Source organism: Streptomyces sp. NPDC017529 (assembly GCF_044329785.1).
Taxonomy (GTDB): Bacteria; Actinomycetota; Actinomycetes; order Streptomycetales; family Streptomycetaceae; genus Streptomyces.
In genome coordinates this window covers 568726-591120 of sequence record NZ_JBIRJY010000005.1, presented here as the reverse complement: position 1 = coordinate 591120, position 22395 = coordinate 568726, and the positions used below count along the sequence as shown (strand labels likewise).

The window sequence follows — 22395 nt, the reverse complement described above, 5'->3', positions numbered from 1 at the left end:
ACGAACTGCCGCCGGGCCCTTTGCGGGGCCCGGCGGTGTCATGTCCGGCGCCGGTCCAGGCCGGGCAGGCCGGCCGTCAGCGCGTGCATGTTCCGTACCACCAGCTCGGCGAGGCCGTCCGCCCGCTCGTCCGGGGCGCCGTCGTCCGCCGCGGCCCAGGTCTCCACCGCGACCCGCATCGCCGTGTTCGCGGCCGCCGCCGCGAGCCGTGCCTCCGGCGCCCCGGCGCCCGTCATCCCGGACAGCACGGGGACCAGCGCCTCCTCGGAGTCGTGGTGGACGCGGTGCCAGACCGCGCGCAGCGCCGGGTCGTCCCGCATCGCCCGCAGCAGTCCGCGCGTCCAGCGCAGCGCCTCGGCGGCCCCCTCGTCGGACGGCGTCAGCGCCCGGCGTGCCGCCTGCTCCAGCACGTCCCGTACGGGGGGCGCGGCCGGCCCGCCGGCCAGCCGGCGCAGGTCGGCGAGCCACTGCCGGACGCCCACCGCGAGCAGCGGCGCGACCGCGTCCTCCTTGGTGCGGAAGTAGCGGTAGAAGGTGCGCAGGGCGACGCCGGCGGCGCGGGCGATGTCGTCGGCGGTGACGGCGGTGCCGTGCTCGGCGAAGAGCGCCGCCGCGGCGCGGGCGATCTCCAGCTCGGTCGCCGCCTTGCGCCGCTCGGTCAGGGAGGGTGCGGAGGGCATGGGACGAGCTTACGACGTCCGGAGACAAGGCGGCACGCCACGCGAATATGGCACAACATGCCAGTAGGGCGTACGGTGCCGGTGTCGTACACGGAGAACACCCACCAAAAGAGACAGGAGACCCGCGCATGGAGCGTTTCGAGGGACGCCGCGTCCTGATCACCGGGGCCGGTTCGGGCATCGGGCAGGCCACCGTCCACCGGGTGCTGGCCGAAGGCGGCCGGGTGGTGGCCGCCGACATCAGCGAGGCGGGGCTGAAGGCCACCGCCGAGCGCGCCGCGGCGGACGGCCACGGCGACCGGCTCGTCACCACCGTCCTGGACATCGCGGACGAGGCCGCGGCGCGCGCGGGCGTCGCCGCCGCCGTCGAGGCGCTGGGCGGGATGGACGTCCTGGTCAACGCCGCGGGCATCCTGCGGGCCTCGCACACCCACGAGACCAGCCTGGACGCCTTCAACCGGGTCATCGCGGTCAACCTGACCGGCACCTTCCTGATGATCCGCGAGGCGCTGCCCGCGCTGCTGCGGGGCCGGGCGCCGGTGGTGGTCAACTTCAGCTCCACCTCGGCCGCGTTCGCGCACCCCTACATGGCGGCGTACGCGGCCAGCAAGGGCGGCATCCAGTCCATGACGCACGCCATCGCGAGCGAGTACGCCAAGCAGGGGCTGCGCGCGGTGTGTGTGGCGCCGGGGTCGGTGCGGTCCGGCATGACCGCGGACCCGGGCCTGCCGGCGGACGCCGACATGAGCCTGTTCGGGAAGCTGATGCCGGCCATCGGCGAGGGGTTCGCGCCCCCGGAGACGGTCGCGGGCGTCATAGCGATGCTCGCCTCCGAGGACGGCGCGTTCGTCACCGGTACGGAGATCCGCATCGACGGCGGTACACACATGTGAGCCGCGCGGCGGGCGGCGGCGCCGGGCCGGGCGCCGCCGCCGTCACTGCCGTACCTCGCTGCGGTTGACCGCGGCGCGGCCCTTGGTGAGGGAGGCGAAGACCAGGGTCAGGACGGTGCCGGCGACGGCCCACGCGGAGAGCACCAGCAGCGGCCCGGTCACCGCGTTGCCGTGGAAGTACGCGATGGAGCGGGCCACCCAGGTGCCCGCGCCCGGCGGCAGCGCGGGGCCGATGGCCCGCCAGAAGTCCGGCAGCAGGGGATAGGGGTAGGCGCCGCCCGCGCTGGGATTGCCGGCGATCACGACCAGGAGGATGGTCAGCCCGATGCCGATGATCCCGGCGGCGGCCTGGAAGGCGAAGGTGGCCGCGCCCACCGCGAACACGATGAGGGCGCCCAGCCCCCACAGGCCGAAGAGGCTGCCGGGCATCGCGCCCAGGATGGGGCCGATGACGACGGCCCCCGCCAGGCCGGTGAGGACCGAGTAGACGGCGAGCGCGCCCAGCCGGACGACCGCCCGCTTGAGGTTGACGGGGCGGGCGCCGAAGCTGATCGCGAGGATCGCGGCGCACAGGTAGCCGCCCACGCACCAGCCGACCACCAGGTAGAACGAGGACAGGCCGCGGGTGTCGTCCTTGTCGGCGGGGGCGATGTCCTGGACCTGTACGGTGCGCTTCTGCGCCTTCTCGGCCTGGGTGACGACCTGTTCGACGGCCTGGGAGAGCGAGGCCCCGGAGCCGCTGGCCACCAGCAGCTTGTCGGTGCTGCCGCGCGGGTCGACGATCAGCGCGCCGTCGATGTCCCGCTCCTTGATCTGCCGCGCCGCGTCCGCCTCAGAGGGGGCCGTACGCGGGTCCAGGGGCGAGCCCGGCAGCTTGTCGAGCCGTTCGACGAGCTGTCCGCCCATCTGCTGGGGTGCGACGACCGCGAGCGGGACGTCCTTCGGTTTGGGGGAGTGGAAGGCGCCCGCGTACGACGCGATGAACAGCGCCGTCAGGGCCAGCACGCCGATCATCAGCAGGGCGGCCCGCCCCGAGATCGCGTCCTTCACCTCCCCGAGGAAGCTCCTGTCGCGGGTGTCCTCGTCCCGGATCCCGCGGGTGCCGTCGTCCGCCGTGGCCATGCGCCACTCCCTCGCCCTGTCGTACCGAGTAGATCTTCCGTTCTGACCTTTTGCCCCATATCTTCCGGCCCATTACGGGTCTTCGCAGGCCGGGCGGGCTGATCGGGGCGGAGGAGCGCGCCGAGCGGGCAACGTCGGGCGCTGTTCGATTTTCGTACGGTTGTTCGAGAAAAGAGTTATGGTGGAACCGCGACGGGGGACGCAGCAACGGTCAGGGGGTGTACGAGCGGCAGGAGGCGCGGATGCCACGGTTCACGCATCTGCACACCGCCTCGGGGTTCTCCCTGCGGTACGGCGCCGCCCACCCGGAACGGCTTGCCGAGCGCGCCGCCGAACGCGGCATGGACGCTCTCGCGCTGACCGACCGGGACGGCTTGGCCGGAGCCGTCCGCTTCGCCAAGGCCGCGGCGCGGGCCGGCGTCCGCCCGCTGTTCGGCACCGAACTGGCGGTGGCCCCGCCCGAGGACGGCCGTACGGTCCCGGGCGCCACCCCGGGGGCGGCCCGGCGGCGCGGCCCGGTGCGCGGCGGCGCGTTCGTCGACGAGTCGGCGGCCCGCGCCGTCTTCCTCGCCCGGGACGGCGCGGCCGGCTGGGCCATGCTCTGCCGCCTGGTCTCGGCCGCGCACGCGGCCACCCTGCCGGGGGACTCCGCCAAGCCCGTACTGACCTGGGCCGCCCTCACGGAAGCGGTGCGCGCCGGAGCGCCGGACGCGGTCACCGTCCTGCTCGGGCCCGACTCCGAGACCGGCCGCGCGCTGGCCGCCGGCCGCCCCGACCGCGCCGCCCGGCTCCTCGCCCCCTGGCGCGAACTGTTCGGTGACGCGCTGCGCCTGGAAGTCGTCGACCACGGCCGCACCGGTACAGGACCCGGCTCGCTGCGCCTCGCCGCCCGCACCCTCGGCTTCGCCGTCGAACACGGCGTCCGCGCCGTCCTGGCCAACGCCGTCCGCTACGCCGATCCCGGCCAGGGCCCGGTCGCCGACGTCCTGGACTCCGCCCGCCGCCTGGTGCCCGTGGACCGGCACCGCCCGGAGGCCCGGGACGGCGGTGAACGGTGGCTCAAGGACGCGAACGCGATGGCCCGCGCCGCCGAGCGGATCGCCGAGGCGGCCGGCCTCGGGCGCGGCACCGCCCAGCGGCTGCTGGAGATGACCGAGGAGACGGCCGCGCACTGCCGGGTCGACCCGGAGGACGACATCGGGCTGGGTACCGTCCACTTCCCCGAACCGCGCCTGGTCGGCGCCGCGCGCCGCACGGCCGGGCGGGTGCTGCGCTCGCGCTGCGCCGCCGGGATGGTGCTGCGCGGCTACGACCGGCGCCGTAAGTACTGGGAGCGGATGGACCACGAACTGGACATCATCGAACACCACGGCTTCGCCTCGTACTTCCTGACCGTCGCCCGGGTCGTCGAGGACACCCGGGACCTGGGCATCCGGGTCACCGCGCGCGGCTCCGGCGCGGGCTCGCTCGTCAACCACCTGCTGGGCATCGCGCACGCCGACCCGGTCGAACAGCACCTGCTGATGGAGCGCTTCCTGTCCAAGCGCCGCGCGGTGCTGCCCGACATCGACATCGACGTGGAGTCCGCGCGCCGCCTGGAGGTCTACCGCGCGATCTTCGACCGGTTCGGCACCGAGCGGGTCGCCACCGTCGCCATGCCCGAGACCTACCGGGTCCGGCACGCCGTACGGGACGTCGGCGCCGCCCTGGGCATGGACCCGGCCGAGGTGGACCGGCTGGCCAAGTCCTTCCCGCACATCCGGGCGCGCGACGCCCGCGCGGCACTCGCCGAACTGCCGGAGCTGCGCGGCGTGCACGCGGAGAAGTACGGGCCGATGTGGGACCTGGTGGAGGTGCTGGACGCCCTGCCGCGCGGCATCGCCATGCACCCGTGCGGGGTGCTGCTCTCGGACGCCTCGCTGCTGGACCGCACCCCCGTCGTACCGACCCGCGGCGAGATCCCGCACCGCGATGGCGCGGGCGGCTCCCCGCTGCCGATGTCGCAGTTCGACAAGGAGGACGTGGAGGAGATGGGGCTGCTCAAGCTGGACGTGCTGGGCGTACGGATGCAGTCCGCGATGGCGCACGCGACCGCCGAGATCGGCCGCGCCGCCGGCCGCGCCGTCGACCTCGACGACCCGGCGCAGGTGCCGCCCGGCGACCCCGCCACGTACGGCCTGATCCGCTCCACCGAGACGCTCGGCTGCTTCCAGATCGAGTCGCCCGGCCAGCGCGACCTGGTCGGCAGGCTCCAGCCCGCCACCTTCCACGACCTGGTGGTCGACATCTCGCTGTTCCGCCCCGGGCCGGTCTCGGCCGACATGGTGCGGCCCTTCATCGAGGCCCGGCACGGCCGCAGCCCCGCCCGCTACCCGCACCCGGACCTGGAGGGGCCGCTGAGCGAGACCTACGGCGTGGTCGTCTTCCACGAGCAGATCATCGAGATTCTGCGGATCATGACCGGCTGCGACCGGGGCGAGGCGGACGAGAAGCGGCGCGCGCTGTCGAAGCCGGAGATACAGGGGCAGGTGCGGGCCTGGTTCACGGAGCGGGCCGGCCGGCGGGGGTACACGCCCGAGGTGGTCGAACGCACCTGGGAGATCGTCGAGGCGTTCGGCTCGTACGGCTTCTGCAAGGCGCACGCGGTCGCCTTCGCGGTGCCGACGTACCAGTCCGCCTGGCTCAAGGCGCACCACCCGGCGGCCTTCTACGCCGGGCTGCTCACCCACGACCCGGGGATGTACCCGAAGCGGCTGCTGCTGGCGGACGCGCGGCGGCGGGGGGTGCCGGTGCTGCCGCTGGACGTGAACCGGTCGGCGGCCACCCATCGAATCGAACTGGTGTCTGATAGGGGTGGTCCGGCGGTATGGGGCCTGCGGCTCGCCCTGGCCGACGTGCACGGCATGAGCGAGGCCGAGGCGCGGCGCATCGAGGAAGGACAGCCGTACACCTCGCTCCCCGACCTGTGGCAGCGGGCCCGGCCCAGCCGCCCGGTGGCCGAACGCCTCGCCCGCGTGGGCGCGCTGGACGCCTTCGGCGCCAACCGCCGCGACCTGCTGCTGCACCTCGCCGAACTGCACGGCCGGCAGCGGGGCGTGGCGGAGGGGCAGCTGCCCCTGGACGCGGGGGACGGCGCCGCCGCGCACGTCGAGGCGGTCGAACCGGCCGGGCTGCCCGACCTGACCGACGTCGAAAAGCTCAGCGCCGAACTGGGCGTCCTCGGCATGGACACCACCCGGCACCTGATGAGCGACCACCGGGAGTTCCTCGCGGAGCTGGGGGCGCTGCCCGCCAAGCGGCTGGGCGACGCCGAGCACGGGGAGACGGTGCTGGTCGCCGGGGCCAAGGCGGCCACCCAGACCCCGCCGATCCGCTCGGGGCGCCGGGTCGTCTTCACCACCCTCGACGACAGCACGGGCCTGGTCGACTGCGCCTTCTTCGACGATTCGCACGAGACGTGCGCGCACACCGTCTTCCACTCCTGGCTGCTGCTCGTACGCGGTACGGTCCAGCGGCGCGGACCGCGCAGCTTCAGCGTGGTCGGCGCCGCCGCCTGGAACCTCGCCGAACTGGCCGAACTGCGGCGCGAAGGCGGCTTGGAGGCGGTCACGGCGCGTCTCGCGGAAGGGGGCAGGGCGGTGGCCCCGCCCGGACCGGCGGACGGCCGCACCATCCGGCTGGAGACCGGCTACGAGATGCACCCCTGGGCCGACCTCCGGCCGGCGGGCGAAGGCGCCGCCACCGGACGCAAGCTGTGGCACTCCAGCCCGGGGAGCGCGGGATGACCGGCACCGGCAGGACGGGCGCAGGGAGGGACGGAACGCCTCCCGAGATGCTGTACGTACGGTTCCGCGCCGCCGGAGGCGGCGCGGACGAGGGCCGGGGCGCTCCGCCCGGCGAGGAGACCTACGAACAACTCCTGCGTCTGCTGGGGCAGTTCACACCGGTGATCGAGGCGCTGCCGCCGGACGCCGCGCTCGCCGACGTGCGGGGGGCGCTGCGCTACTTCGAACGGGACGCCGCCGGCATCGCCGAACTGATCCGGCTGCGGGCGCTGGCCTGGTACGGCGTGCGGTGCACCATCGGCATCGCCGGCAACCCGCTGCTCGCGCGGATGGCCGCGCAGGGCGCGGCACCCGGCGAGGTGCGCCGGGTGCCGGGGGAAGCCGCCGCCGTCGCCGCCTTCCTCGACCGCAAACCGGCCGCCGCGCTGCACGGCGTCGGGCCGGCGACCGCGCGCGCCCTGTGCGCGTACGGGCTGGACAGCGTCGGCCGGATCGCCGCCGCGCCGCCCGCGACCCTCCAGCGCATCCTCGGCGCGAAGACCGGCCGGGCGGTGTACGACAAGGCCCGCGGGATCGACCCGGCGCCGGTCACCCCGAACGCCACCGCGCGCTCGATCGGCGCCGAACACCGCTTCGCGCACGACGAACTGGACCAGGACCGGCGGCGGCGCGCACTGCTCTCGCTCGCGGACGACCTCGGGGCCCGGCTGCGCGGCAGCGCCCGTGCGGCCCGCGCGCTGACCCTCACCGTCCGCTATGCCGACCGCTCCACCACGACGCGCACCCGCCGGCTGCCCGAACCGACCGCGCACGGGCCCGCGCTGACCGACGCGGCGTACGCGCTGCACGCGGCGCTCGGCCTGCAACGGGCCCGCGTACGGTCCGTGGCGCTGCGCGCCGAGGACCTGTGCCACGCCGAACTCGCCAGCCGGCAGCTGACGTTCGACCCCGCCGAGGACAAGGCGCGCCGCATCGAGGCCGCCGTGGACCGGGCGCGGGCCCGCTTCGGCGAGGAGGCGGCCCGGCCCGCGGCGAAGCTGGCCCAGCCGTACAGCCGCTCCGCGTACCGCGGGCCGTAGTGCTCCTCCAGTGCCTCCGGCGGGGTGTCGGGACCTTCGGCTCCCTTGGCTGTGCGGCTCGCGCCTCAGCCCGCCAGTAGCGCGAGCGTGCACTCTTCGGCGAGGTCTTCCGCATGGGCGGGCAGCGGGGTGCCGCCGCGCAGATGCCGGCGTACGAGCGACAGCGGTACGTCGATGACCGCGAGGGAGACGCGTTCGGTGTCCTGCGGGGCGCGCGCGCCCAAGTCCCGCGCCAGGGACTCCACCGCCTCGCGTACCCGCCGGTGTCCCCGGTCGGCCCGTTCGGCGTACGCGGCAGGCCAGCCGTCCCGGCCGAAGTCCCGTGCCCCGTACAGGAGGAGCGCCGCTTCCTGCGGGTGGGCACGGCTCCACGCGACGACATGCCGGGCCGCCGCCGCGCCCGCGGCCCGCGGGTCCGGTGCCGACCGCAGTGCCGCGAAGTACCCCTCCTGGAAGCGTTCGACCGTACGCAGCCACACCTCGGCCAGGAGGGCCGGCCGCCCGGCGAAGCGGTGGTAGAGCGAACCGCTCGGCGCGCCGACGGCCGCGGCCACCGCCGACATGGTCACTGCGGCCGGTCCCGCCTCGGCGGCCAGCCGTACGGCGGCGTCCAGGAGCAGGGTCGTGTCGAAGAGTGGTGGTCTGGCCATGTTCTGGAGGGTAGCCTCTGAAACGTATTGGAGGGCTCTCTCCAAAACGCTTCCGTCCCCACGGGAGCGGACCGGGGCGTGCCCTGCCGTGACCCGCTCTCCTCGAAGGTGGACGGATATGGGGATCTTCAATGTGCACGAGCGTGAACTGCCGGTGCCGCGGTGCACGGCCGGCGCGCTGATCGACAGCCTGGCGAGCGCGCACGACCCGCTGTGGCCGGGCCGCGACTGGCCGCCGATGCGGTTCGACGGCCCCCTCCGCGAAGGTGCGGCAGGCGGCCACGGCCCGGTCCGCTACACGGTGACCGCCTACGTCCCGGGCGCCTGGGTGCGCTTCACCTTCAGCGGGCCGCGCGGATTCGACGGCTTCCACGAGTACACCGCGCACGCCCTCGGTGAGCAGCGGTCGGTGCTGCGGCACACCCTGGCGATGCGGGCCCACGGCCGGGCCCGGCTGACCTGGCCGCTGGCCTACCGGCCGCTGCACGACGCGGTACTGGAGGACAGTCTGGACCGCGCCGAACTCGCCTGTACGGGAACGGTCGTGCGCCCCGCGCGCTGGAGCCCGTACGTACGCCTGCTGCGCCGCCTGAGCGGGAATTCCCCGAATTCCTCTGCCGGAACGGGAATCTCCGCCATGCCGCCGGCCGCTGAGAGGTGACACGACGGGGGAAGCACCACGGCCGGGCGCGTCTGCCCGCTGCCACGCCGCACCACAGGGGAGTGCGGCGCGGGGCGGGGCGCGCAGGGCGGCGCCGCCGTCCCCTGAGGTGAAGGAAAGGGGACGGCGGCGCCAGTGTGGGGGGTGGTGCGTGGGGGGAGTGTGGGGAACAGGGGCGCGGGTCAGCCGCGCTGACGGGCCGCCTTGCGGCGCGTGGTGGCGAACACGACCGCGGCGCCCAGCGCCAGGACGGCCGCGCCGCCGACGGCGATCGGCGCGGTCGAGCCGTCGCCGCCGGTCTCGGCGAGCAGGTCGCCGGCGGCCTGCTGGTTGCCGGCCTGCCTGGTGACGGCCTCCTCGGCGGCGCCGCCGTTGGGGCGTGCGGCGTTGCCGGCGGTGCCGTCGCCGTGGGCCTCGGCGTGGCCGCCGGCCGCGGGTGCGACCGCGTCACCGCCGTGGCCCCCGTGGTCGATGGTCGACTTGGCGGCGTCCGCGGCGATCTGCCGGTCGCTCGGGGCGGCGGCGGACGGGCCCGCGGCGCCCCGGCCCGTACCGCCCTTGCCGAAGACGACGTCGGAGCACGTGTAGAACGCCTCGGGGCTGTCCGAGCGCTGCCAGATGCTGTAGATCAGGTGGCGTCCCGACTTGGCGGGCACCTTGCCGCCGAAGACGTAGTCGCCGCCCGTCAGCTTCGGGTTGGTGACCTTGGCGAACGGCTTGGCCTCCAGGTCGGACCACTTGAGCGGCTTGGCGGGGTCGTAGCCGTCCTTGGTGATGTACAGCTCGAAGGAGCCTCGGTGCGGGGCGGTCGCCTTGTACCGGAAGGTGTGGTCGCCCGCCTTCAGCTTCGTGGACGGCCAGTCGGCCCGCGCCAGGTCCAGGCCCTTGTACTCGGGGCTGTTGGCGCTGCACAGCTTGCCGTCCGGGATGCGCTTCCTGGACTGGCCGCCCGCGTTGCCGTCCCGTACGCCGTTCCAGTCGTAGAGGGCCTGCGTGCCGCCGGCCGCGACCATCGCCTTGCAGGCGGCGGACTTCGGGTGCTCGGGGCCCTCGGCGAAGCAGGCGGAGATCCGGCTGACCGGGTCGGTCATCGAGCCGTGGGCGACGGCCGGGGTCGCGGTGAGCGCGGTGAGCACCAGCGGCGCGATGCCGGTCAGCGCGATCCCGGCGGCCTTGCGGCGAGCGGTCATCGTGGGGGTCTCCTTCGTCGGTCAGGGGGAGCGGCACCGGCCGGAGCGCTCGGGCCCGGCGGTGCGATCAGCACGCTAGCCCCGCTGAGCAGCGTTTTTGCGGCCGGAAGCCGGTTGGGGGCGATCTTTATGGCGCCGTTAAGGGAGATCTGAGGAGGGGTTAAGCCCGGGTGCGGGACGGGGCGGGAAGGGCGCGTGGTGGGGTCGCGGGACGCGCGGTCCGGAGTGCCGGGAGGGGCCACGGGGCGGCGACGCGGCGCGAGTTGACAGAGTTAGGTATGCCTAACCTAATGTTCGGGATGTGAACGGAGCCGCAACCCCGAACGACGCCTGCGCGGGCCTGGTCCTCCTCGCCCGCAACCCCACCGACTCCGTGACGGAGGGCTTCCTGCCGGCCGCGGCCCGCCTCGGCCTCGCCGTGACGCTGCTGACCGATCAGCCGGACGCCCACCGGCAGGCGTACGAGCGGTATGCGGACGGGCGGCACGCGGGCGGGCCGCCCGCCGGAGCGCGGCCGGAGATCGTGCCCTGCGACGTGCCGGACGTCCGCGAGGTGATCGCGCGGATCTCCGCGCGCGGCAAGCGCTCCGGCACGCCCGCCGCCGTCTTCACCAACAGCGACCACCTCCAGGTCCAGGCCGCGCTGGCCGCCGACTACTTCGGGCTGCCCGGCAAGGATTGGCGGGCGGCGTTCCGTACGAAGAACAAGGCCGAGCTGCGCCGGAGCCTGGCCGCCGCCGGACTGGACACCGTCACCTCCGCCGAACTGGCACCGGACGACGACCCGGCCGGCCACGGCGTCCCGTACCCCTGCGTCGTCAAGCCGCGCGAGGGGGTCGCGAGCGAGGACGTCCTCCTGGTCGCGGACGACGCGGAACTCGCCGCCAGGTGCCGCGAGATCAGGGCCAGGCGGCCCGGCGCCGCGCTGGTCGTGGAGGAGTACCTGGACGGCGCGCTGCACACCCTGGAAACCCTCGGCGACGGGCACACGCTGCACCCGCTCGCCGCCTTCCGTACGGACGTCTCGCCGCCCCCGCACTTCATCGAGGAGCGGCTGCGCCTGCTCCCCGCACCGCCGCAGCCCTGCACGGAGCAGGTGCTGGCGCAACTGCGCGCGCTCGGCGTCGGCTTCGGCGCCTGTCACACCGAATACGTGGACCAGGGCGGCCGGGCCCGGCTCATCGAGGTCAACTACCGCGCCGTCGGCGACCGGTGCGACCTCGCCCTCGCGGAAGCCCTGGACCTGCCGCTCTTCGAACTGATCCTCCGCACGCACCTGGGGGAACCGCTGCCGGACCACCTCGGCGCGCGGCGCGGCGTCCGGGTGCGGATGGAGTACGTGTGTGCCGACCGCGGCGGAGTGCTCAAGGCGGCGCCGGAGGCGCAGGTACGGGAGGCGGGTGGCGTCCGCCTGGACTACCGGCCCTTACGGGAGGCCGGCGAGCGGCACCCCCTGTACGGCACCAACCGCGACTTCCTCGGGGTGCTGCGGGCGACCGGCCGCGACGAGGAACGGATCGACGCGGCCGTACGGGAGTTCCTGGCCGCCCACTGTTGGGAGATCGTGCCGTGACGGCGGTGACGGGTGACGGGGTGCCGGGCGCGGTGCCGGGCACGGTGCCGGGCGCCGGCCCGAGGGACGGGTACCCCGGCCGCCCGGAGGACCCCGAAGCGGAACTGATGCGGCGCGTGCTGAGCGCGCTGCTGCGCGAGGACGCGTACGGGCTGCGCCGCCGGGCCGGGCCGCTGCGCAGGGCCGACGGGGACTGGCTGCGGCTGCGCCTCCCGGAGGGCCCGGCGCTGCTCCCGGTCGAGGCCGACGGCTTCCAGTGCGAGATCGCCGCCCGTACGGGAGAGCTGGAACGCCCCGACGGCACACGCGCGGTGGGCATCGACGGAGTGCTGGGGCTGCTGCGCACCGCCGTGGCGCCCGAGGACCTGCCGGGCTTCGACGCCTTCACCGGCGAGTGCCGCCAGGCCCTGGCCACGGCCCGGATGCAGGCGGCGGAGCGCGCGGCGGTGGTCGGCCGGCTCGGCCCGCACGCGGGCGGCGGCGCGTACGGCACCGGCGACGGCGACCGGGCCTGGTGCGGCCCCGGCGGCGCCCTGGACTACGACACGCTCGCCGCCTACCGCGACCACCCCGTGTACCCCGCGGGCCGGGCCCGCCTCGGCCTGGAGGAGGCCCAGATCCGCGCCTACGCGCCGGAGTTCGCGCCCGGCTTCGCGCTGCGCTGGCTGGCCCTCCCACACGAGCACGTCAACGGCGACCCGGCGGCGCTGCCCCGCTGGTGGCCCGCCCCCGGGGACCTGGGGCTGCCCCGGCTGGACGGCAGCCACCTCGCCCTGCCCGTCCACCCGCTCACCGCGGACGGACCGCTGGCCGGAGCGCTGCGCGACCGCGGCCTCGAAGGCGGCGCGCACCTCGCGGGACGCGCGTGGCTGCGGGTGCGGCCCACTCTGTCGATGCGGACCGTCGCCGTCGCCGACGACCCGTACACCCACCTCAAACTCCCGCTCGCCACCGCCACCCTGGGCCGCCTCAACCGGCGCGGCATGAAACCCGGCACGCTCGTGGACGGCGCGGTGGGCCAGCGGCTGCTGGAAGCCGTCGTCGCCCGCCACCCGCGCTTCGCCGAGACCGTGCTCCTCGCCGACGAGGCCACCCACCTGGACGCCGGGCACGACCTGCTGGCCGCCCTGGTGCGCCGCTACCCCAAGGGAAGCGGCGGCGCCACGGCCGCGTGCGGGGGCGCCGACGGGCTGAACGGGGCGCGGAGCCTGCGCGGCCTGCGCGGGTCGAGCGGCCTGAGAGGCGCGCGGGTGGTGCCGGTGGCCGCGCTCGCGGCCCGGATGCCGGACGGCTCCCTGGTCGCCGACGACCTCGCCCGCCGCTTCTACGGCGGTGACCTGTACGCCTTCCTGGACGCTTACCTGACCCTCCTCCTGGACTGGCACACCACCCTCTTCGCGTACGGCATCGCACTGGAGTCGCACCAGCAGAACACCTCGGTCGTCCTGGACGAGGTCGCCGGGCACCCCCGTCTGCGCCTGCTGCTCAAGGACAACGACGGGCCGCGGGTGAACGCCGTACGGCTGGCCGCCGTGCTGGGCGGGGACGCCGCCGACCTGTGCGGATTCGACGACCGGCGCATCCTGGTGGGCAGCGACGGCCCGGTGGCGGACGTCTTCGCCACCATCACCGTCCACCTGTGCGCCGGTGCCCTCGCCTTCGAACTGGCCCGGCTCGGCCGCGCGCCGCTGCCGGTGCTGCTCGGGCAGCTCAGAGCCCGGCTGGCGGAGGCCGTCGACCGGCTGGACGGCGCGCCCGGAGCGGCCGCCGCCGTGCTGCGCGCCCGCGTCCTGGACGCCCGCAGGCTCCCCGTCAAAGCCATGGTCACCGCCGGCAGCCTGCTCACGAAGCGGCGGTCCGGCGCGACGGACGTCAACAAGCACTACGTCACCGGCCCGAACTACCTGGCGCCGGGCCGCTGACGGCCTCCGGGCCCCGCCGGTCCCGCGTTCCGCGCCGGGCCGCGCCCTCCCCCTTCGTCCCCTCGCTGGAGTCCCCGCATGCCCCTCGCCCCCACCCGCACGGCCGACGCGGACCGTACGGTCCCGCTCTCGGCCGACGAGCCCGTCGCGCACACCCTGCTCAACTGCCTGCTGCGGGAGATCTGCGGACCGGAACAGCAGACCGCCGTGGACGGCGCGCACCTGCTGCTGCGGCTGCCGCGCTGCGGCGAACTGCTCCGCGTCGGACTGCGCCGCACCTCGCTGACCGGGGCCCACCGCTTCCGCGGCCCCGCCGGGCGGTGGAGCGGCGGCGGCTGGCGCGAACTGGGCTGGCGGGAACTGGCCGACTGCGCGCAGCGCGAGCTGGAACTGCGCACCGGAGTGCGGAACGAGGAATTCCGCGCGCAGGTCGCGTCGAGCCACGCCGGCGTCACCGCCGGCCTGCGCCGCGCCGCCGGCCCCGGGCACCCGCCCGGCGGCACCGGCACCGGCGCCGACGCCCGCTACCTGCGCTCGGAACAGTCACTGCTGTTCGGCCACCGGTTCCACCCCACGCCCAAGTCCCGCACCGGCAGCGCCGAGGACTGGGCCCGGTACGCACCCGAGGCCGGGGCCCGCTTCCCGCTGCGCCACCTGGCCGTGCGCGCCGGCCTGGTACGCCAGGAGACCGCATCGCCCGGCGCGCTGGCGGCGCTGGACCGGCAGGGCGACGTGCCCGACGGGTACCGGCTGCTGCCCGCGCACCCCTGGCAGTACGCCATGCTCCGCGACCACCCCGCCCTCCGGGCCGCCGTGCGGCGCGGGGACGTGCTGGACCTGGGGGAGCGCGGCGCGCACTTCGCGCCCACCGCGTCCGTCCGCACGCTCTACGACGGCCGGGACTTCCTCAAGTTCAGCCTCGACGTCCGGATCACCAACTGCGTACGCAAGAACGCCGACTACGAACTGCGCGGCGCCGTCGCCCTCACCCGCCACCTGGAACCGGCCGCCACCGCGCTCGCCGCCCGCTTCCCCGGCTGCGACCTGCTGCGCGAACCCGGATACCGCACCGTGGACACGGGCGACCGGGAACTGGCCGAAGGGCTCGGCGTCATCGTGCGGGAAGGGCTGGGGGCACGGCTGCGGCCCGGGACCACCCCGCTGCTGGCCGCCGCCGTCGCCGACGAACACCCGGCCAGCGACGCCCAGGTCGGCGAGCTGCTGCGCGGCGCGGGGCCGGTGGCGGCGCTGGGCTGGTGGGACGCGTACCTCTCGCTGCTCGTACCGCCCGTACTGGCCGCCTACTTCGACCACGGCGTCGTCCTCGAACCGCACCTGCAGAACGTCGTGCTCGGCGTGGACGCCGCCGGCACCCCCGTACAGGTCCTCTTCCGCGACCTGGAGGGCACCAAACTGCTGCCGGAACCGCACGCCGCGTTCCTCGCCGGACTGCCGCCGGAGGTGGCGCACCCCCTCGTGTACCCACCCGGGCGCGGCTGGGACCGGGTCGTCTACTGCCTCCTCGTCAACCACCTGTCCGAAACGGCCGCCGCCCTCGCCGACCGGCACCCGGCGCTCGAAGGCGAGCTGTGGCGCGCCGTACGCGGAGTGCTCCGCGAGCGCAGCGCCGCGCACGGCGAACCGGCGGAACTGCGCGCCCTGCTGGCCGGCGCGCCGCTGCCCGCCAAGGCCAACCTGCTGACCCGGTGGGGGCGCGCGGCGGACCGGGAGGCGGGATACGTACGGATCGCCTCGCCGGTCGGCCCCGGCGCGCCGGACGGTACGGTGGCCGGCGGCCCGGCCGCGTCCCGCCTCCTCCCCGGCCCCCGGGCCGCCGCCTCCCGCCCCCGGAGTACGACGTGATCACGGAGCTGGCCGCACGCCACCTCGACACCCTCGCGGCCGACCGCCCCGGCCCCGGCGGAGCACTGCCCGCCTACGTCTACGACCTGGCCGACCTCGCCGCCCACGCGGCCGCCGTACGCGCCGCCCTGCCGCCGCGCGTCGAGCTGTACTACGCCGCCAAGGCCAACCCCGACCCGCGCCTGCTGCGGGCGCTGGCCCCGTACGCCGACGGCTGCGAGGTCTCCTCGGGAGGCGAGGCCGCACACGTGCGCGCGGCCGTGCCCGCGCTGCCCCTGGCGTTCGGCGGGCCGGGGAAGACCGAGGCGGAGCTGCGGTCGGCCCTGGACCTGGGCGTGGAGCGGTTCCACATAGAAAGCGAGCACGAACTCCGGATGCTCACCGCGCTCGCCTCCGAAGCCGGCCGGCGCGCGGACGTCCTGCTCCGCGTCAACCTGCCACTCGGCGCGGCGGCCACGGCGGGCGCCGCCCTCGCCATGGGCGGCCGGGCCACCCCCTTCGGCCTCGACCCCGCCCGCGCCGAGCACTGCCTGCCGCTGCTCTGCGACGGCCCGCTGCGGCTGCGCGGCATCCACGCACACCTGGCCAGCGGCCTGGACGCGCCCGCCCAACTGGCCCTCGCCGCCCGCATCACCGACTGGGCCCGGCACTTCGCCGCTCGGCACGGCCACTCCCTGTGCGAAGTCGGCCTGGGCGGCGGCATGGCGGTCGACTACGAACGCCCGCACACCCGCTTCGACTGGGCGGCATACGGCACCGGCCTCGCCGACCTGGCCGACCGCTACCCCGAGTTCACCCTGCGCATCGAACCGGGCCGGGCGCTGACCGCGTACTGCGGCTGGTACGTCACCGAGGTACTGGACGTCAAACACAGCCACGGCGAGGCATTCGCCGTACTGCGCGGCGGCACCCACCACCTGCGCACCCCGGCCGCCAAGGGCCACGACCACCCCTTCGTCGTGCTGCCCGTCGACGAGTGGACCAGACCCTGGCCGCGGCCGGGCGCGCACGGCCGGCCGGTCACCCTCGCCGGACAGCTGTGCACCCCGAAGGACGTACTGGCCCGCCAGGTCCCGGTGGCCCACCTGCGCGCCGGCGACCGGGTCGCGTTCGCCCTGGCCGGCGCGTACGCCTGGAACATCTCCCACCACGACTTCCTGATGCACCCGGAGCCGGGGTTCCACTACGTGGGCGGGCCCGACGGCACCGCGGACGGCGAGGACCGTCAGCCGTCCGCCGGTTCGCGCGCGCAGTGCCAGTCGCCGGCGAAGCGGCGGTAGCCGAACGCGGTGTTGATGGCGAGCATGGGGGCGTTGGCGGCGTCGTTGCTCGTGAACGCCTCCGTGCAGCCCGCGTCGCGGGCGCGGCGCAGGGAGGCGGCCTTGGCCAGTTTGGCCAGCCCGCGGCCGCGGTGGGCGCGGCGGGTGCCGGTCCCCTCCGACCCGTAGCGGCCCTGCCCGTCCGTCCTGGCCACGCTGAACGCGGCGACCTCGCCGCCCACGGTCACCACCGTGGTCAGGTCCAGGTCGGTGTCCGGATGTTCCCAGAACTGGATGATCCAGTCCTCGTAGGTCATCGCGTCCACGGTCAGGTCGTCCGGCTCGTCGGCCGTCGCCTCGGCGTCCGCCTCGAACAGCGGGCGGGGGTCGGCGCCGAAGTCGGCGGCGGTGCGCAGCTCCACCCCGGGCGGCAGGGCGTCGGGCAGCGGCGGCAGCGCGGCGCGGGCGAGGTCGAGACGGAGGTAGTGGCCCTGCCGCAGGCGGCGGTAGCCGCGGCGTTCGGCGAAGGCCAGCGAGCCGGGGTCGTCATGGGCGTAGGCGTGGAGGCGGGTGGTGCCCAGACCGGTCAGGTGGTCCTCGGCGGCGGCCAGCAGGGCGCTGCCGATGCCCCGCCCGCAGTGGGCCGGGTCCACCAGGGGCACGACGACGCCCTGCCCCGGCGTACTGCTGTCGTGCCGGACGGAGGCCTTCGCCACGCCGACGACACGGCCGGCCGCCTCGGCGACGAACACCCGCAACTGCCGGGCGGCGGGCGCCTCGGCGACTTCCCAGGCGACGGACTGCGGGGTGGAGATCGCGTAAGGCAGCGCGCGGCGCCGTACGTCACAGACGTCTCTGGCGTCGGAGCGGTGGAAGGGGCGCACGGTGACGGTCATCAGCGAGCACGGTACGCCCGGCGGTTGCGCGCCGCCTCCGAATATCGGGGGAGCGCGGGCCGGGCGCGCGACCCGGCGCACGCCCCGTGCCGCGGCGTGACGCGGGCAGACCCTGCGGACACGGCGGGCGCCCCTGGCGCACAATGGGTGCGACCCACCCCTCGCGTCCCCCGCAGCCCTCGTACCAGGAGAGCCACCGTGGCCGTCCAGCAAGCGCCGCCCCTGCGGCTGACCATCGACCCGGACGCGGCGGACGCGCCGTTCGAACAGGTCCGCGCCCAGATCGCCGGCCAGGCCCGCGCCGGCGGCCTGCCTGTCGGCCGCAAACTGCCCACCGTACGCGGCCTCGCCGAACAGCTCGGGCTGGCCGCCAACACCGTGGCCAAGGCCTACCGCGCCCTGGAGACGGACGGCGTGATCGAGACCCGCGGGCGCAACGGCACCTTCATCGCGGCGGCCGGCGAGGCCGCCGACAAGGAAGCCGCGGCCGCCGCCGACACCTACGCGCGGCGCGCCCGCCGGCTCGGCCTGGACCACACCGCCGCCCTCGCAGCCGTCACGGACGCCCTGCGCGCCACCTATGGCGAGGACGCCTGACGGAGCACGCGTGCCGCGCCGGAAACCCGGTTGACGGGGGCGGTGCGGCGCGGTCTAGGTTCGCGTATGGCCGAGATTCAGGGTTCGTACGACGATCTCTTCTCCGCGGTACCCGGCGTGCTAGCCGGGTTGCTGGACGCCGGGGACGCGGGCGCCTCGGTGGCGGTCTTCGTGGACGGCGAGCCGGTGGTGGATGTCTGGGGCGGATGCGCCGACGCGGACCGCACGGTCCCGTGGCGGCGCGACACGATCACCGGCGTGTGGTCCGTCACCAAGACGATGACGGCGCTGTGCGCCCTCGTCCTGGCCGACCGCGGTGACCTCGACCTGGACGCGCCGGTGGCCCGGTACTGGCCGGAGTTCGCCGCGGCGGGCAAGGACGGCGTGCTGGTGCGGCACCTGCTCGCGCACACGGCGGGCCTGCCCGACTGGGACGGGCCGGTCGAGGAGCTGTACGACTGGCCGTCCGCCACGGCACGGCTCGCCGCGCAGGCTCCGCGGTGGGAGCCGGGCACCGCGGCCGGGTACCACTCGCTGACCCAGGGATTCCTCGTGGGCGAGGTGGTGCGCCGGATCACGGGCCGCGGTGTGGGCGAGTTCCTCGACGACGAGGTGGCCGGGCCGCTGGGCGCGGACTTCCACATCGGGCTGCCCGCCGAGCACGACCACCGGGTCGCTTTATCGGTCGCGCCGCCGTCGCGGGACGAGGACTACCTCGCGAGCGCGCCCGGCAAGGCCGCGGCCTCCGCGGCCGCGACCGGGATCCGGGTCCGCGACGGGAACAGCGTCGCCTGGCGCCGCGCGCAGATTCCCGCGGCGAGTGGTTTCGGCAACGCCCGCTCGGTCGCGCTCGTGCAGTCGGTGATGGCGTGCGGGGGGACGGTGCGCGGTGTGCGGCTGCTGTCGCAGGCGGGCTGCGACCGTGCGTGGGAGGAGCAGTTCAGCGGCGAGGACCGCGTCCTGGGCATGCCGATGAGCTACGGCCTGGGCTACGGCCTGTTCGGCGGCACCTACGGCTGGGGTGGCTGGGGCGGCTCGTTGGTCATGATCGAGCCCGCGACCCGCACGGTGGTGGCGTACGTGACGAACCAGATGCGCGAGCCCGGGGACGACAACCGCGGACTGGAGGTCGGGACGGCCGCCTACGACGGGGTCCGGGCCCTCAGGCCGAGGCGATAGCGTGACCGGCAAGAAGGCCCTCGTCCGCGTACGGGCGCCCGGCACCCTGGACGGCGGCGACGTCCTGAAGGTGGGCGACACGGTGTACGTGGGCCGCGGGGGACGCACCAACGCCGAGGGCGTACGCCAACTGCGCGCCGTCTTCCCGCGCTTCCTGGCCGTCCCGGAGGAGTCCGGGGCGCACGTGGTCCTGCTCGGCGGCGGGCGCCTGCCAGGGGTGCGTGACGTGCCTGTCGGTGCGGCTGCGGGAGCTGTACACGCGCCTACAGGTACAGCCCCGCGTCGGCCCCCGGGTCCTGGGACGGCACCGAGGCGGGGCGGGTGCCGCGCCGCAGGGCGTACAGCTCGGCGAGGGTCGCGCCGTCGCGGCCGACGCCCTCCTCCCTGCCGAGCCAGCCGACCGCCTCGGCGCGGGTCAGCGGGCCGACCTCGATGCGGGCCAGGCAGCGGCCCGGACGTACCACCGCGGGGTGCATCCGCTCCAGGTCCTCGTTGGTCGTCACACCGACCAGGACGTTGCGGCCCTGGCCCAGCAGCCCGTCCGTCAGGTTCAGCAGCCGGGACAGCGCCTGTCCCGCCGTGTGCTTGGCCTCGCCGCGGATCAGCTCGTCGCAGTCCTCCAGGAGGAGGAGCCGCCAGCGGCCCTTGCCCGCCACGTCGTCCTCGCCGATCGCGATGTCCATCAGGTAGCCGACGTCGTTGAACAGGCGCTCCGGGTCCAGGACGCAGTCGACCTGGCACCAGTCGCGCCAGGAGCGGGCGAGGGTGCGCAGCGCGGAGGTCTTGCCCGTACCGGGCGGGCCGTGCAGCAACAGCAGCCGCCCGGCGATCTCCTCAGGCGCCACCTTCATCAGCTGCTCCAGCGCACCGGCCACCGGCGCGGTGTAGTTGGGGCGGATCTCGTCCCACGTGCCGGCCGAGATCTGCCGGGTCGTGCGGTGCGGGCCGCGCCGGGGGGAGAAGTACCAGAAGCCCATGGCGACGTTCTCCGGCTGCGGTTCCGGCTCGTCCTCCGCGCCGTCGGCCGACTGGCCCAGCACCTTCTCGGCCAGCTCGTCGGTGGTGGCCGTGACGGTCACGTCCGCGCCGCGGTTCCACCGCGACACCAGCAGGGTGAAGCCGTCGCCCTCGGCGAGGGTGGCGCTGCGGTCCTCGTCGCGCGCGGAGCGCAGGATCTTGGCGCCGGGCGGCAGCAGCGTCAGGCCGGCCCTGACCCGGTCCACCGAGCGGCTGCGCGCGTACGGCTGCTCGCCGCTGGCGAAACGCCCCAGAAACAGGGCGTCGACGACATCGGACGGCGAGTCGCTGTCGTCCATGTTGAGGCGGATCGGAAGGGACTCCTCGGCGGCGGACGGCTGGACGTGGTCGGCACACATGCCAGCCATGATCCGCCAATACCGGCCGCCGCGTACACGTAATTTCCGCGGAACCCCCTCCTTTGCGCATCCCGGGGAAAGACGGCGGGGTCCGGGCGGGCCCCGGCACTTAGCGGGAAACGGGCCGCCCGGCCCGCGGAGCTGGCTAGGCTGGCCCGTTGTGGGACGTCATGGTGGGGAACGTCACGGTGGGGAACGGCGGGGCGGCCGGCGGTACCGCAACCGGTGGCGGGGCACGGCCCTGCTGGTGACGGGCGTGGCGGCGCTGGCGATGGCCCTGGTGATGTGCGGCTTCCCGCCGGAGGACGGGGGCGGACCGCGGTCGGGTTCCTCGCGCGCCGCCGAGGTGGGCTGGGGGTTCACGCACACCGAGTACAGCGCGGACACCGGCAACAAGGAGGCCACGGCCGGCGCCGACCGGCTGCTGTCGGCGGACCCGATGCCGCAGAACCAGCACATCATGGGCTGGGGCGCGCAGAACCCCGAACCGAGCCCCGGCAGCTATGACTTCAAGGAGCTGGACAGCCGCGTCGACCTGATCCGGCGGACCGGCGGCACGCCCGTCCTGACGCTGTGCTGCGCTCCGGACTGGATGAAGGGCGGCAAGGCGGGGGAAACGGACTGGAGCACGCTGGAGAAGGCGCCGAGTCCGCAGCATTATGAGGACTTCGCCAAGCTGGTCGGCACCGTCGCCCGCCGCTACCCCGACATCCGCCATTTCGTCGTCTGGAACGAATTGAAGGGCTTTTTCGACGAGGCCAAGAACCGCTGGAACTACGAGGGGTACACCCGCCTGTACAACCTGGTTTACCAGGAATTGAAAAAGGTGAACCCCGACAACCAGGTGGGCGGCCCGTACGCGGTCATGGACAGCCACGCGCCCGGTGACGACACCTACGCCTCCGATGTGAAGGGCCCCTGGGGCAGCCTCGACCGGCGCGCCGTCGACGCCGTCGAGTACTGGAACGAGCACAAGGCGGGCGCGGACTTCGTCGTCGTCGACGGGTCCAGCTACACCAAGGACGACCGGTACGTGCCCGGCGAGTTCGCCGCGACCCGCAAGTTCGCCGACATCGGGCGCTGGCTGCGTCACAAGACCGGGCTGCCGCTGTGGTGGGCGGAGTGGTACGTCGAGGTCGCCGACGCCAACGACGACCGCAACGGCTGGAGCGAGCCGCGCCGGACCGCCGTCCAGGCGAGCGCCCTGATCTCCATGGCCGAGGGCGGGGCCACCAGCGGCTTCTACTGGAACCCGCAGAACGAGGGCGCCGACTGCCCCGGCTGCCTGTGGCGCAGCACCCAGCTGCCCGGCGGCGGGAGCAAGCTGCCCATGATGGACCTGCTGTCCCGCTTCTCCCGCGCGTTCCCGCCCGGCACCTCCTTCGAGAGCGTCGACGTGACCTCCGGCGACCGCGCCGGCCTCCGGGTCCTGGCCGGCCGCCGGACCGCCCTGGTCGTGAACACGCTTGGCCGGCCCGTCGAGGCGCGGGTGGACGGGCAGGACATCACCCTGGACCCGTATGGGATCCGGTGGCTTGAGCGGTCGTGAGGCCCGGGGCCGGGGGGGGGCCCCCCCCCCGCCCCCCCCCCCCCCCCCCCCACCCCACCCCCCCCCGCCCCCCCCCCCCCCCCCCAACCCCCAAAAGGGGGGGGGGGGACACAAAACAGCC

17 protein-coding genes and 1 pseudogene are annotated in these 22395 nt (G+C 75.1%); 12 read left to right on the top strand and 6 right to left on the bottom strand.

All coding sequences use genetic code 11. From position 1 onward, the window contains the following. Positions 1 to 38: 38 nt before the first annotated feature. Complete coding sequence (locus ACH4K4_RS16495; RefSeq protein WP_398167878.1) at positions 39 to 680, bottom strand: TetR family transcriptional regulator; 642 nt, start codon at positions 678 to 680, stop codon at positions 39 to 41. Positions 681 to 808: 128 nt separating this feature from the next. On the opposite strand from ACH4K4_RS16495, the gene ACH4K4_RS16490 reads away from it, so the two are divergent. Then, entirely contained in the window at positions 809 to 1573 is a 765-nt protein-coding gene (locus ACH4K4_RS16490; protein ID WP_398167876.1) for an SDR family NAD(P)-dependent oxidoreductase, read from the top strand. Between the two features lie 42 nt (positions 1574 to 1615). Here the strand turns inward: ACH4K4_RS16490 and ACH4K4_RS16485 are convergent, their stop codons facing one another. Then, complete coding sequence (locus tag ACH4K4_RS16485; protein WP_398167875.1) at positions 1616 to 2695, bottom strand: ABC transporter permease; 1080 nt, start codon at positions 2693 to 2695, stop codon at positions 1616 to 1618. A 242-nt stretch (positions 2696 to 2937) separates the two neighbouring features. Here ACH4K4_RS16485 and ACH4K4_RS16480 point away from each other — a divergent pair, with 242 nt between their 5' ends. Together ACH4K4_RS16480 and ACH4K4_RS16475 are read left to right on the top strand one after the other, a co-directional pair. Further along, on the top strand, positions 2938 to 6480 hold the full coding sequence (locus ACH4K4_RS16480; protein ID WP_398167874.1) for a DNA polymerase III subunit alpha: 3543 nt from the start codon (positions 2938 to 2940) through the stop codon (positions 6478 to 6480). Positions 6481 to 6527: 47 nt separating this feature from the next. Beyond that, positions 6528 to 7559, top strand: coding sequence for a DNA polymerase thumb domain-containing protein (locus tag ACH4K4_RS16475; RefSeq protein ID WP_398167873.1), 1032 nt, complete (start codon positions 6528 to 6530; stop codon positions 7557 to 7559). A 65-nt stretch (positions 7560 to 7624) separates the two neighbouring features. Here the strand turns inward: ACH4K4_RS16475 and ACH4K4_RS16470 are convergent, their stop codons facing one another. After that, positions 7625 to 8209 carry a TetR family transcriptional regulator gene (locus tag ACH4K4_RS16470; RefSeq protein WP_398167871.1) on the bottom strand — a complete coding sequence of 195 codons (585 nt, stop codon included), beginning with the start codon at positions 8207 to 8209 and terminating at the stop codon, positions 7625 to 7627. Between the two features lie 118 nt (positions 8210 to 8327). Here ACH4K4_RS16470 and ACH4K4_RS16465 point away from each other — a divergent pair, with 118 nt between their 5' ends. Beyond that, complete coding sequence (locus ACH4K4_RS16465) at positions 8328 to 8870, top strand: SRPBCC family protein (RefSeq protein WP_398167869.1); 543 nt, start codon at positions 8328 to 8330, stop codon at positions 8868 to 8870. A gap of 182 nt (positions 8871 to 9052) precedes the next feature. Here the strand turns inward: ACH4K4_RS16465 and ACH4K4_RS16460 are convergent, their stop codons facing one another. Beyond that, on the bottom strand, positions 9053 to 10060 hold the full coding sequence (locus ACH4K4_RS16460) for a lytic polysaccharide monooxygenase (RefSeq protein ID WP_398167868.1): 1008 nt from the start codon (positions 10058 to 10060) through the stop codon (positions 9053 to 9055). Positions 10061 to 10361: 301 nt separating this feature from the next. Between ACH4K4_RS16460 and ACH4K4_RS16455 the strand changes: the two genes are divergently transcribed. The 4 genes from ACH4K4_RS16455 (at position 10362) to ACH4K4_RS16440 (ending at position 16698) form a co-directional block, all read left to right on the top strand. Further along, positions 10362 to 11633 carry an acetyl-CoA carboxylase biotin carboxylase subunit family protein gene (locus ACH4K4_RS16455; protein WP_398167866.1) on the top strand — a complete coding sequence of 424 codons (1272 nt, stop codon included), beginning with the start codon at positions 10362 to 10364 and terminating at the stop codon, positions 11631 to 11633. 107 nt (positions 11634 to 11740) lie between these two features. After that, positions 11741 to 13555, top strand: a complete 1815-nt coding sequence (locus ACH4K4_RS16450; RefSeq protein ID WP_398168037.1) for an IucA/IucC family protein — start codon at positions 11741 to 11743, stop codon at positions 13553 to 13555. A 78-nt stretch (positions 13556 to 13633) separates the two neighbouring features. After that, positions 13634 to 15418 (top strand): IucA/IucC family protein, encoded by a 1785-nt coding sequence (locus ACH4K4_RS16445; RefSeq protein WP_398167864.1) that lies wholly within the window; start codon positions 13634 to 13636, stop codon positions 15416 to 15418. An 8-nt stretch (positions 15419 to 15426) separates the two neighbouring features. Then, positions 15427 to 16698 carry a type III PLP-dependent enzyme gene (locus tag ACH4K4_RS16440; protein ID WP_398168035.1) on the top strand — a complete coding sequence of 424 codons (1272 nt, stop codon included), beginning with the start codon at positions 15427 to 15429 and terminating at the stop codon, positions 16696 to 16698. Here ACH4K4_RS16440 and ACH4K4_RS16435 read toward each other — a convergent pair. After that, positions 16644 to 17573 carry a GNAT family N-acetyltransferase gene (locus ACH4K4_RS16435; protein WP_398167862.1) on the bottom strand — a complete coding sequence of 310 codons (930 nt, stop codon included), beginning with the start codon at positions 17571 to 17573 and terminating at the stop codon, positions 16644 to 16646. The genes ACH4K4_RS16440 and ACH4K4_RS16435 overlap by 55 nt on opposite strands. 198 nt (positions 17574 to 17771) lie before the next feature. Here ACH4K4_RS16435 and ACH4K4_RS16430 point away from each other — a divergent pair, with 198 nt between their 5' ends. The 3 genes and pseudogenes from ACH4K4_RS16430 to ACH4K4_RS16420 form a co-directional block, all read left to right on the top strand. Continuing rightward, entirely contained in the window at positions 17772 to 18170 is a 399-nt protein-coding gene (locus ACH4K4_RS16430; RefSeq protein ID WP_398167861.1) for a GntR family transcriptional regulator, read from the top strand. Between the two features lie 66 nt (positions 18171 to 18236). Continuing rightward, positions 18237 to 19349 (top strand): serine hydrolase domain-containing protein, encoded by a 1113-nt coding sequence (locus ACH4K4_RS16425; protein ID WP_398167859.1) that lies wholly within the window; start codon positions 18237 to 18239, stop codon positions 19347 to 19349. Between the two features lie 25 nt (positions 19350 to 19374). After that, positions 19375 to 19606, top strand: a pseudogene (locus ACH4K4_RS16420) (N(G),N(G)-dimethylarginine dimethylaminohydrolase); the annotation flags it as partial. A 6-nt stretch (positions 19607 to 19612) separates the two neighbouring features. Here the strand turns inward: ACH4K4_RS16420 and ACH4K4_RS16415 are convergent. After that, complete coding sequence (locus tag ACH4K4_RS16415; RefSeq protein WP_398167858.1) at positions 19613 to 20725, bottom strand: DUF5925 domain-containing protein; 1113 nt, start codon at positions 20723 to 20725, stop codon at positions 19613 to 19615. A gap of 160 nt (positions 20726 to 20885) precedes the next feature. Between ACH4K4_RS16415 and ACH4K4_RS16410 the strand changes: the two genes are divergently transcribed. Next, complete coding sequence (locus tag ACH4K4_RS16410; RefSeq protein WP_398167857.1) at positions 20886 to 22274, top strand: xylan 1,4-beta-xylosidase; 1389 nt, start codon at positions 20886 to 20888, stop codon at positions 22272 to 22274. Positions 22275 to 22395: the final 121 nt, after the last annotated feature.

Excerpts from the sequence above, each read along its gene's own strand:
- ACH4K4_RS16445 (WP_398167864.1), top strand. The coding sequence starts at position 13,634 with ATGCCCCTCGCCCCCACCCGCACGGCCGACGCGGACCGTACGGTCCCG.
- ACH4K4_RS16425 (WP_398167859.1), top strand. The coding sequence starts at position 18,237 with ATGGCCGAGATTCAGGGTTCGTACGACGATCTCTTCTCCGCGGTACCC.
- ACH4K4_RS16415 (WP_398167858.1), bottom strand. The coding sequence starts at position 20,725 with ATGTGTGCCGACCACGTCCAGCCGTCCGCCGCCGAGGAGTCCCTTCCG.
- ACH4K4_RS16470 (WP_398167871.1), bottom strand. The coding sequence starts at position 8,209 with ATGGCCAGACCACCACTCTTCGACACGACCCTGCTCCTGGACGCCGCC.
- ACH4K4_RS16475 (WP_398167873.1), top strand. The coding sequence starts at position 6,528 with ATGCTGTACGTACGGTTCCGCGCCGCCGGAGGCGGCGCGGACGAGGGC.
- ACH4K4_RS16495 (WP_398167878.1), bottom strand. The coding sequence starts at position 680 with ATGCCCTCCGCACCCTCCCTGACCGAGCGGCGCAAGGCGGCGACCGAG.
- ACH4K4_RS16490 (WP_398167876.1), top strand. The coding sequence starts at position 809 with ATGGAGCGTTTCGAGGGACGCCGCGTCCTGATCACCGGGGCCGGTTCG.
- ACH4K4_RS16465 (WP_398167869.1), top strand. The coding sequence starts at position 8,328 with ATGGGGATCTTCAATGTGCACGAGCGTGAACTGCCGGTGCCGCGGTGC.
- ACH4K4_RS16485 (WP_398167875.1), bottom strand. The coding sequence starts at position 2,695 with ATGGCCACGGCGGACGACGGCACCCGCGGGATCCGGGACGAGGACACC.
- ACH4K4_RS16435 (WP_398167862.1), bottom strand. The coding sequence starts at position 17,573 with ATGACCGTCACCGTGCGCCCCTTCCACCGCTCCGACGCCAGAGACGTC.
- ACH4K4_RS16450 (WP_398168037.1), top strand. The coding sequence starts at position 11,741 with ATGCGGCGCGTGCTGAGCGCGCTGCTGCGCGAGGACGCGTACGGGCTG.
- ACH4K4_RS16480 (WP_398167874.1), top strand. The coding sequence starts at position 2,938 with ATGCCACGGTTCACGCATCTGCACACCGCCTCGGGGTTCTCCCTGCGG.
- ACH4K4_RS16460 (WP_398167868.1), bottom strand. The coding sequence starts at position 10,060 with ATGACCGCTCGCCGCAAGGCCGCCGGGATCGCGCTGACCGGCATCGCG.